Genomic DNA, 9,274 nt, shown 5'->3' with positions numbered 1-9,274 from the left:
CAATTTGGACGGGTCTGTTTCAGTCTTGCTTGGCTTTGTTTGTACACATTGAAAGACCCAACATATCTAAAATGTAAACTTGTAAACATTTTGGAGAGGCCTATGCCGATTACGGTGCGATTGACTCCTGACGAAGAAGCTCGGCTGAGCAGCTTGGCCGAGCGGACCGGTCGCAAGCGCTCCTACTATGTCAAGCAGGCGCTGGCCGAGTACCTGGATGACATGGAGGACCTGTACTTGGCCGAGCAGGTCGACCTGCGTGTGCGAGCAGGGACAGAGCGTGTCTACACCCTTGCCGAGGTGGAGGCAGAGCTTGGTTTGGCGGATTGAGCTGGCCGACACGGTGCGTAAGGAGCTGGCCAAGCTGGACAAGCCGGTGGCTCTGCGCATCCGCAATTTCCTGCGTGAAAGGCTGGCTGAACTGGATGACCCACGCAGCATTGGCGACGCCTTGAAAGGCTCCGAGCTTGGCACCTACTGGAAGTACCGCGTTGGCGACTACCGCATCGTGGCCAAGATCGAAGACCAACTCGTTCGTGTCTTGGTCGTGAAGATCGGAAACCGGCGTGAGGTGTACAGGCAGCAGGGCTAGAGCCTGTGCTTCATAGCCAAGTTTTACTTACTCAGTTGAGTAATAACTCAAGTAAAGCACTACTCAAGTGATACAGTGAGTAAATGAAAGTCATCGCAGTACTTAATGAGAAGGGTGGAACTGGCAAGTCCACCATCGCTGCCAACTTGGCAACACTGCTTCATCGGCGAGGGCGCAGTGTGGTGCTGGTGGATGCCGATCCCCAGGGTACAGCGCGCGACTGGCGAGCTGCTAGCCCTCAAGAGATGGATCTGCCTCCTGTTGTCGCCATCGATCGCGCAGCCATGTTAGGCCAGTCGTTAAAAAGCCTGTCAGCTGACTTTGCGGTACTTGATTCGCCTGCCAAGGCCGGTGATATGGCTGCAGCCATTGTTTCAGCGTCAAACTTAGCTCTTATCGTGATTCAACCGTCAGGCGCTGATGTCTGGGCCAGTGCGGCGACGGTCCGTCTGATCCGAACAAAGCGTGATATGGGCGGTGCCATAGACGCTGCCTTTTTGGTCAATCGCGCTGTAGCTGGGACCAAGCTGTCCAAGCTCATTCGTTCAGGAGATTGGAATGAGTATGGTCTTGATCAAATGGACGCGACTGTAGGAAATCGTATTTCCTTTGCTCAGGCCATGACCGATGGAATAAGCGTCTTTGACTTACCTGATCCTACAGCTCGTCTAGAGATAGAAGCTGTCGTTACTGAACTGGAGAACGCCCAATGGCTCTGAAATCAAAATCCGATGAACAAGTCCGTGCCGATGTGCCGGTAGACAAAGTCATGCCGAGCATGGATGCCGGCGACATCGTGCGTGTGAATCTTCCTGTGTCAAAGTCCACCCGAACTGCGTGGAGGGCCGAAGCACTGCGTCGTGACATCAGCATGGCCGAGTTGATCAGACAGGCTATGAAACATTACGCTGATGTGTAGTTGAGTAGTTGAGTAGTTGAGTAGTTGAGTAGTTGAGTAGTTGAGTACTTGAGTATTTGAGTATTTAATTAGATGGAGCGGCTCGCTGTTTGCTTATCACACCAGGCTGCTGAGATTTTGATCTCAGCAGAGGCTTGAATGAAAAGTTGTGCAATAACGCCTGTAAATCCAGAAATTTAGAAAAACTTATTTTTTCATGTCGCAAATGCGGAAAGTCATCCTGCCAAATAATTTTGCATATCCTTCGGGCGCCACTTTATTGACTGTTTCATCTTTTGCGTCAATCATTATTCTTCCGGCAATCTTTGCTGCTGCAAGAAACTCTGCGTTCTCAGGTTGTTTGTATAATTGAAGTAGTTGAGCGGTAATTGATATCCAAGTGTCAAATAAACCAATTTGGCTAACTAATTCAATATGATTCCGTGTTTCTTCATATGCTTGTTGCGCTGTGTTGGTCGCCATGGTTTCCATCAGCTTGCAAGAGATAGGCTCCGCTTTAGCATTCATAATAATAGTCAATAGCCCTACGGCAACTAATTTCCCAACGGTTTTCATTGCATTCCTCATTTTAAGTAAAAATTCATCACATAGGTCTCTGCGTATCTTTTATAAATGATTCAGATGAATCTGATGTTTTATTGCTTAATGTATCTTCGAACGTAGATCTGCATCATCTTGATGCATTTTAATTTATCAAAAATAAGGCATTTTTTCACATAAATCTTTGTTGATTGGCTCGCTTGTCATAAATGATGAAGCGGACATTTGCAAAAGTAGAGAGTTTTGGAATTGAAGCTCCAATCCTAATGAGCATTGATATTTTGTTATTATGGATATGTGTGTGATCTGAAAGCAGTTGGTCTACGAGACGATTGCAATAATTGTCAAACTACTTTGCAGCAGCCAGATAGCTCGAAATAAACTGCATTTTTTTGTACGTGCGAGCTAAAAATGGAGGCGAGTGTGCGATTGGTTGTTATTGACTGCCTGTCTGACAAGCTAAAAGTTCCAGAGCAATGGGCCGCGAAGTTCAGCTATTCGCGTTGATGTTCCAAATTTCCTATGTTTATTAGTACTTGATAAAAGTAGTTATCATTCATGAATGACCTACTTGGAACATCCAGGGCGACCTAGCGAGGTTCTGCCAATCTCCCAGGCCATCGCGCAGTTGCCGGCGCTGTTTCGGCCCACGCCCGCAGTGGCCAAGCGCACGCTGGAATTCTTCACCGCCCAGATCCGCAACCCGAACACGCGCAAGGCCTATGCGCGCTCGGTCTCGGAGTTCGCCGCCTGGTGTGAGTCACACGGGCTGCACGACCTGGCCGGCATCGAGCCAGTCCATGTGGCGGCCTACATCGAGCAGCTGCAGCAGCGGCTCTCCGCACCCTCGGTCAAGCAGCATCTGGCCGCGCTGCGCGTGCTGTTTGACTGGCTGGTGGTGGGTCAGGTCATCCCGGTGAACCCGGCCAGCTCAGTGAAGGGGCCGCGGCACTCGGTGCGCAAGGGCAAGACGCCCGTGCTGGCCGCCGACGAGGCCCGGGCCATGCTCGATGCGATCGACCTCACGACGCCAATAGGCTTGCGCGATCGAGCGTTGATTGCCCTGATGGTCTACACCTTCGCCCGGGTGGGTGCGGCGCTGCAGATGCGGGTGGAGGACGTCTATGTCCAGGGCCGGCGCACCTGGGTACGGTTGCACGAGAAGGGCGGCAAGGAGCACGAGATGCCCTGCCATCACAACCTGGACGAATACCTTCACGCGTATCTGCAGCAGGAGGCCTTGCAGGGCGACAGGAAGGGGTGGCTGTTCCGTTCGGCCAAGGGACGCTCTGGGGAGCTCTCAGAGCGGCCCATGAGCCAGTCTGACGTGTACCGGATGATCGGGCGGCGGGCCGAGGCCGCCGGCGTGGCCACCCAGATCGGGTGCCACTCCTTCCGGGCCACGGGGATCACGGAGTACCTACGCAACGGTGGGCGGATCGAGGTGGCCCAGCAGATGGCCAACCACGAGAGTTCGCGCACCACCGGGCTCTACGACCGGCGCAGCGATCAGATCTCGCTCGATGAGGTCGAGCGGATCTTGATCTAGGAGGTTGTACTGCCGAGCCTCACGTCGGCTGATCGGAACCGGAGGAAGTCCAGTCGTGAAGCGATGGCGGGATCTCGTTCATCGCGTAGTGATGAACAGCAGGTTCGTTGTCGAACACCTTGCTCAAGTGGACGGGTGAAATCGTCGGCTGGAGGTAATTGGGACCGGCAAAGGTTTTGATGTGATCCAGAGAATCCCAGACTGACAGCACCACGACCTCCAGCGTGCCATCGCGCGCATCGTTGAACAGGACACTGGCTCGACGATTGCCAGGAGCCAGACGCATACGGGCAAGGATCAGTTGCTCGACCACCGCGCGGCAATCATCTTCGTCGACCGCATGAATCCAGAAGGTCCAAGTGCGAAGTATCTGGTTCATTCAGGCAGGCCTTGTAGTTGTATTCAAAAGATGATTTGAATACCAAGGTACTACTTTCCATCAAGGGAGAAGTTAGTGCCTGCCCAACCCCTGGATCCTTAAGCCAATCCCGAGCCATCCGGACGCCGTCTGACAAACATCGAGCTATCAGGGCTTTTCTGTTACTTCAGGCAGGGAAAACAACGCTCTGTCGTCTGATCGGGTCAGGGCTGAATCCAGCATGGTCAGCAGCTTGTCCTTGGGCCATTCACCTCGATCGACTTTGGCCAGAATGGCAGCACCAACGAGAATTTTTCGACGTGTGTCTTTGGCACGTTCCTCTTTGGTTTCGAGTGCTCGCTTGCGCGCTTCGATTTGCATCTTCTTTGCCTTGGCCTGCTTGAGCTTGGCTTCTAAGGTGGCGATGGTGTTTTCGATGGTTGCCATGCTAGCTCCTTAGTGAAATTTAAGGCGCGATTCTAGGCCGTCGGGCGGCAGGGCTAGAAGCGTTGCTGGCGAGTAAGATGCGTCGTAGCGGACCCCACCCGAGCAAAGCAAAGGGCGCACTTAGGAGTCACTGTGTGACTCGTGCGGCCCTGCGGGCAAAACCAAAGACCAACACCGCCCATGGCGATCTACCACCTCAGCGTCAAAGCGATCTCGCGCTCGGCCGGTCGCAGCGCGACGGCCGCAGCGGCCTATCGCGCTGGCTGCAGGATCGCTGACGAGCGTACCGGCGAGATCCACGACTACACCCGCAAGCGGGGTGTCGAGTCTGTGGACCTCGTGCTACCCGATGGCGCGCCCGAATGGGCTTCCCATCGCCCTCGTCTCTGGAACGCTGCCGAGCTGGCCGAGAACCGCAAGGATGCCTGCGTGGCGCGCGAGTTCGAGGTGGCCTTGCCGTCCGAGCTTTCTCCTGCTGAGCGGCGGCGGCTGGCGGTGGACTTTGCCAAGGACATGGCGAACCGGGAAGGGTGCGCGGTCGATGTTGCCATTCATGCGCCTGGCAGGGAGGGCGACAACCGCAATTTCCACGCTCACATCCTGCGCACCACCCGCAAGGTGGAGGCGGAGGGATTGGGTGCCAAGCTGGACACGGAGAAAGCCGGGCGCAAGCGGGTCGAAGACCTTGAAGCCGTTCGTACCCTGTGGGCGGATCTGACCAACGAGCGGCTGCGTGAGAACGGCATAGAGGCCCAGGTCGATCACCGCAGTCTCAAGGCGCAGGGCATCGAGCGTGAGCCCACCCGGCATCTCGGGCCGGCGGCCAGCGGCTATGAGCGCCGCACGGGCGAGCCGAGCTGGAAGCGCCAGGAGTTTGAACAGGAGGCCGCCGAGCGGCTGGTACGTGCCAAGGCAGCGGGTGAATTGGAACGGCAGAGCCGCGAAGCCGACCGTTCGATTCTCGACTTGTCAGGCGACCTCAATGCAGCCAAGGCCGAGCGCGATCGCCAGCGCGCGCCAGACATAAAGCAAATCGCAGCTGCTGGCGTGGCTGGCATTCGTGCGCAGTTCGAAATGGCCAAGGTGATTGAGGCTGGCAAGCAGCAGGCGCGGCAGGCCTTCGAGCAATTCAAGACCGAACAGGAAGCACAGCGGCGCCAAGCTGAGCTTGCCAAGCAGCAGGCCGCGCAGGCCTTGGCACAACAGCGCGAGGAGGCTGAGCGCAGGCATCGAGCCGAACACGAGCGCCAGCAGCTCAAACAGGACCGTGACCGCGACCGCGGCTGGTCTAGGTAATTGGCACCGAACGATTCAGGAAGAACGATGGACGCACAGCAGCAGTTATTCACCCTCATGGCCTTGGCTGAGGAGCAGCAAAAAGCCGTTCAGGCCGCCATCGAGGGGTTGGCTGTCGAACGGGCCGCCCTCGCTAAAGAGCGTGCCGCTGTAGCACGGGCGGCGGCCAGCGTGGCTGGCGTTGCTGACGAGGTCCGCAAGGCAGCAGCGGATGCCGTTCCAGCCCTGAAAAGGGCTGCAGGCGATGCTGTGGGTGTTTCAGTGAGGCAATCCCTTGCCGGCGCCGCTGATGCGGCCGTGCAAGCGCTTGGGGAGGCCACAAAACCGGTTATCGACAGTTTGTCGGGCGTGGTCGAGGCCGCTGGCGAAGCCGAGGGTTCAATGCGCAGAGCGGGTGCTTGGTTCGCTTGGAAATGGGTGGCTGTGGCAGGCGGCGGCGCGGTCGGAGTGTGCCTGTTAGCGTATGCCTCGCTGGCTTGGCAGTTGCACCAGGTCGGAAGCTTGCGCGAAGAAAAAGCCGAGCTCCAAGAAGAGGTTGCTCAGTTGCAGGCTAACGCCAATGAGTGGGCAAAACAGGGCGGGCGAGCGAAATTGGAAAGATGCGGCGAGGCGTTACGTCTCTGCGTCCGTGTCAACAAGACTGCCAGCTACGGAAAAGACAACGACCATTTTGTGTTGCGAGGGTATTGAACGACTCCGCGTGCGCATCACAAATCCGTACCGATGTCCGAAATCCACCTGAGCGAGTGCAAATAAATTTTGCACACATATGCGTGTTCGTCAGGAAGCGACAACTTCAGTATCTCGTAGCTATTCGGGTATGCCTATGCTTTTTTGCAACTCGACTGCCACTCGCTCAGCAACAACGCGTAAGGCATCGATTTGTCGATTCCCTAAGGCTGTGCGCGGCTGATGGCTGATGCAGCACAGTGTCCCAAATATCCGGCCGTCAGACAAAACGATGGGAGCAGCCAAGTGTGCACGGATATTAAATGTTTTCGTGACGGCAAGGTTTTTTGCTTCAGGGAGTAAGTTTGCATCAGGAATTGCCAGAGGTAAACGACCATCGACAACGCGTTGGCAGTAGGTTTCCTCCAAAACATTGGACTGTCCTTCCTTGATCGTCTCATCGGCATCCTCAGCCTTGGCTACCCAACGAATTATTCGTTGACCTTCAAAAAACTCGCTGACAAAAACGATATCCATTTCAAGAAGAGTGCGTGCGTCACGAAGCAATCCCATAATGGCTGAAGCCATGGTATCGCTTGAGGCATCTGAAGTCGCAACAACAAATAGATTTGGCATTTTTAATCTTTTAAAAGAAAGTTTTTTTCAGCGTAATTTATTAGGAAACCGCAAAGCGCAAGCAGCTAAATTAAAGAATGAGTCACCAAAAAAATTCACCAGCCTGATACAGTTTTTAAGGCTCAGCATGCAAGCAGCACCAGCACAATAGTGCCAGACGACTTGAGCCAAATCAACGACAACGCCGAGCCGACATCACATCCCCGCGTGATGAAGGCGCATGAGGACTGCCCGTCTTAGGTGGAACTCAAGCGCATGTTCAAACAGCTCGAAAAGGCACTGGACAGCAACGACATGCCGCGCATCAAGCCGGTCCTGTAGTTCATGCTGCTGGACTGCTAACCGTACGCCGAGGTGGTGGACTGGGTGTACTTGGAAAAGTCAAGCGTGCTGTCAAATCGGTGTTCCAGGCGGTCGACCTGCAGAAGAACGTGGTGTCGATGGAAGAACGCAACGCCGAGGATTCAACGGCAGCTGCCTTGTCGATCTGAAATCCGTCCGCCTGCTTCAGCGGCTGAACTTGGTCTTGCCGGAGACCGGGAAATGTTCTTTCTGCTGAATAACGCCGAGCCTGTCGATCAGCTCCTTCGACGCCAGAAAATCTTGCTGGCAGGTCTGGCAGCGGTACGCCCGGTAGCCCAACAACAGGCGCATCCACGTCCGACGTTCCATTCGGTCCAAGACCATCGGCGTGCAGCCGCATCCAGTCTTCAAGATCTTCACAACAACTCCTCTGGTGAATGGCCGTCACCCAGCCTGGGTGGCGTCACATCGATTGACGAAGATCCACTTTGGGACTGGCGCTTTCCGCCCGAGTTTTCTACCTGTAAGATGCGATCACGTTTCGCAGTCCTACAAATGCGAAAACCTCAGGCCCGGCAAGGCGTGAGGTTTTCTGGACAGCGAACAGTTCTGGACCGAGTGACGGCCTGTTCGCGCCTTAGCGTGATTCTAGCTGCCCCTCGTTTTGACTGCAAAGTGTGTTGAACGTCAACCACACGTCGGGGTACAGCTTCTCAAGACTTGTCACCCTCCCGACGTACCGGTTCACGGCTGGCGCATGGGGCGTAGGTGCTACAGCGGGATCCCTCCCAAGCGCCACCGAGAGGCTTAAGGCCGCGACCGGGTGAGGGGCAGGGCGAAGACCTGTGAACGCGGCTTCTGTGCGGCTACGCCGGCTGTACAGACCCGTTGCGGCTCCGTCGGCTCGGTCTGGCATCGCTCGGGAACGTGCCCACACTTGCTTCGGCAGGTTTGGGCGAAGCGTTCCCGAAACCCACCATCTCTCAATCCAGCATATATGTTCAGACACCAAGAGAAGACAGGGGGGACAAGTCTTACCACGGTATCTAGGCTGCTGGCCGTTGGCTGTTTTGTCTTTTTGACTTCCTGTCTTCGTCTTCTTTTCAAACTGTCTTCGGCAAGGCCGCAGGCCGCGTCAGGCCAAAGGCACAACCTCGGGGAGCTGGGTGCAACCGGGCAGCCCGCAGGGCCTGTCCACACCCTTGTGGTGTGGGCAGCCGGTTGTGCACGGCGGGCGGGAGCGCGCACCGCCTCTGCGCCTGGGAAGACGTCGATAAGAACCCGAGGGAACAAGGATCAGGGTTTGGCCATGGGCCATGCAATATTTGTATCTCACCAGGAGGGTGTTATGGCTTCTGTTTCCCTGCGTCTCCCTGACGATGTTGCTGCCCGCTTGCAGCAGTTGGCCGAGCGCACAGGCCGCAGCAAGACCTTCTACATGGTCGAGGCCATCCATCGGCACATCGACGACCTCGAGGATCTGTACTTGGCCGAGAAGAGCTTGATCGAGCTGCGTGCCGGCCGCAGCCACACCGTTCCCCTCGAAGAAGTGATGAAGCGCTATGGCATGAAGCCTTAAACCGCTACAAGGCCCATGCGTGACTTCGACGTGATCGCCGCACAATCACGCCATGAAAGTCACTCGTGAATTCATCATGGCCCACCGTACCGAGCGTGGCTCTTGGACCTATGCCCAGATCGAAGCACTCGGGTTGGAATGTCCGCCTCGCAAGGGTTGGATGGACCTTGTGATCGGGCGTGAGCTCACTGATGCCCAGGTGCGTCAATTCATCGACAGCAACATCCCTCGCAAGGTGAAGACGCGAGAGCAGCCGAGCCTGTTCTAGGTCGGTTTTCTTAGGCCTAACAACCGGCGCTAGGTGCAGAGGCAGTAGAGCCAGAACCTGTTCTTCACAGACGTTACTCACATACTCAGTTGAGTAATATTTCATGTAAAGCACTACT

At 55.6% G+C, this 9,274-nt stretch carries 15 protein-coding genes; 10 read left to right on the top strand and 5 right to left on the bottom strand.

Annotation, left to right across the window (positions count from 1 at the left end):
* The 4 genes from relB (AC1MLT_RS23930) to AC1MLT_RS23915 form a co-directional block, all read left to right on the top strand.
* On the top strand, positions 1-330 hold a 330-nt coding region (relB, locus tag AC1MLT_RS23930; RefSeq protein WP_481037046.1), incomplete at its 5' end, for a type II toxin-antitoxin system RelB family antitoxin.
* Complete coding sequence (locus AC1MLT_RS23925; RefSeq protein ID WP_481037045.1) at positions 314-592, top strand: type II toxin-antitoxin system RelE family toxin; 279 nt, start codon at positions 314-316, stop codon at positions 590-592. The genes relB (AC1MLT_RS23930) and AC1MLT_RS23925, both read left to right, overlap by 17 nt.
* Before the next feature lie 83 nt (positions 593-675).
* The gene (gene parA / locus AC1MLT_RS23920; protein ID WP_481037044.1) at positions 676-1,311 is read left to right on the top strand and encodes a ParA family partition ATPase; all 636 of its coding nucleotides are present in this window, start codon (positions 676-678) and stop codon (positions 1,309-1,311) included.
* A complete protein-coding gene (locus AC1MLT_RS23915; protein WP_481037042.1) occupies positions 1,302-1,511 on the top strand; it encodes a hypothetical protein in 210 nt (69 codons plus the stop codon). The genes parA and AC1MLT_RS23915 overlap by 10 nt, the downstream gene beginning before the upstream one ends.
* A gap of 186 nt (positions 1,512-1,697) precedes the next feature.
* On the opposite strand, the gene AC1MLT_RS23910 is transcribed toward AC1MLT_RS23915, so the two are convergent.
* Positions 1,698-2,066, bottom strand: coding sequence for a hypothetical protein (locus AC1MLT_RS23910; protein ID WP_481037041.1), 369 nt, complete (start codon positions 2,064-2,066; stop codon positions 1,698-1,700).
* Positions 2,067-2,613: 547 nt separating this feature from the next.
* On the opposite strand from AC1MLT_RS23910, the gene AC1MLT_RS23905 reads away from it, so the two are divergent.
* Positions 2,614-3,600 (top strand): tyrosine-type recombinase/integrase, encoded by a 987-nt coding sequence (locus AC1MLT_RS23905; protein WP_481037040.1) that lies wholly within the window; start codon positions 2,614-2,616, stop codon positions 3,598-3,600.
* Positions 3,601-3,619: 19 nt separating this feature from the next.
* Here AC1MLT_RS23905 and AC1MLT_RS23900 read toward each other — a convergent pair whose 3' ends face one another.
* Both AC1MLT_RS23900 and AC1MLT_RS23895 read right to left on the bottom strand, forming a co-directional pair.
* Entirely contained in the window at positions 3,620-3,979 is a 360-nt protein-coding gene (locus tag AC1MLT_RS23900) for a hypothetical protein (RefSeq protein ID WP_481037039.1), read from the bottom strand.
* Between the two features lie 147 nt (positions 3,980-4,126).
* Positions 4,127-4,405 carry a mobilization protein gene (locus AC1MLT_RS23895; protein WP_481037038.1) on the bottom strand — a complete coding sequence of 93 codons (279 nt, stop codon included), beginning with the start codon at positions 4,403-4,405 and terminating at the stop codon, positions 4,127-4,129.
* Positions 4,406-4,585: 180 nt separating this feature from the next.
* Here AC1MLT_RS23895 and mobQ point away from each other — a divergent pair, with 180 nt between their 5' ends.
* On the top strand, positions 4,586-5,701 hold the full coding sequence (mobQ, locus tag AC1MLT_RS23890; protein ID WP_481037036.1) for a MobQ family relaxase: 1,116 nt from the start codon (positions 4,586-4,588) through the stop codon (positions 5,699-5,701).
* A 27-nt stretch (positions 5,702-5,728) separates the two neighbouring features.
* A complete protein-coding gene (locus tag AC1MLT_RS23885) occupies positions 5,729-6,391 on the top strand; it encodes a hypothetical protein (protein ID WP_481037035.1) in 663 nt (220 codons plus the stop codon).
* Between the two features lie 120 nt (positions 6,392-6,511).
* On the opposite strand, the gene AC1MLT_RS23880 is transcribed toward AC1MLT_RS23885, so the two are convergent.
* Entirely contained in the window at positions 6,512-6,958 is a 447-nt protein-coding gene (locus AC1MLT_RS23880; RefSeq protein ID WP_481037033.1) for a GAF domain-containing protein, read from the bottom strand.
* On the opposite strand from AC1MLT_RS23880, the gene AC1MLT_RS23875 reads away from it, so the two are divergent.
* Positions 6,945-7,157 (top strand): hypothetical protein, encoded by a 213-nt coding sequence (locus AC1MLT_RS23875; protein ID WP_481037032.1) that lies wholly within the window; start codon positions 6,945-6,947, stop codon positions 7,155-7,157. The two genes, AC1MLT_RS23880 and AC1MLT_RS23875, sit on opposite strands and share 14 nt — an antisense overlap.
* Positions 7,158-7,513: 356 nt before the next feature.
* On the opposite strand, the gene AC1MLT_RS23870 is transcribed toward AC1MLT_RS23875, so the two are convergent.
* Positions 7,514-7,729, bottom strand: coding sequence for a hypothetical protein (locus tag AC1MLT_RS23870; protein ID WP_481037031.1), 216 nt, complete (start codon positions 7,727-7,729; stop codon positions 7,514-7,516).
* Between the two features lie 928 nt (positions 7,730-8,657).
* On the opposite strand from AC1MLT_RS23870, the gene relB (AC1MLT_RS23865) reads away from it, so the two are divergent.
* Together relB (AC1MLT_RS23865) and AC1MLT_RS23860 are read left to right on the top strand one after the other, a co-directional pair.
* Positions 8,658-8,888: a type II toxin-antitoxin system RelB family antitoxin gene (gene relB, locus AC1MLT_RS23865; RefSeq protein ID WP_481037029.1), complete on the top strand. Its 231-nt coding sequence runs from the start codon at positions 8,658-8,660 to the stop codon at positions 8,886-8,888.
* Between the two features lie 52 nt (positions 8,889-8,940).
* On the top strand, positions 8,941-9,156 hold the full coding sequence (locus AC1MLT_RS23860) for a hypothetical protein (protein WP_481037028.1): 216 nt from the start codon (positions 8,941-8,943) through the stop codon (positions 9,154-9,156).
* The last annotated feature ends 118 nt before the right edge of the window (positions 9,157-9,274 follow it).

It is taken from the genome of Variovorax sp. PEI5, from assembly GCF_056679935.1.
Note: the sequence above shows the minus strand (reverse complement) of the source record. Positions and strands in the feature narration are given on the sequence as shown.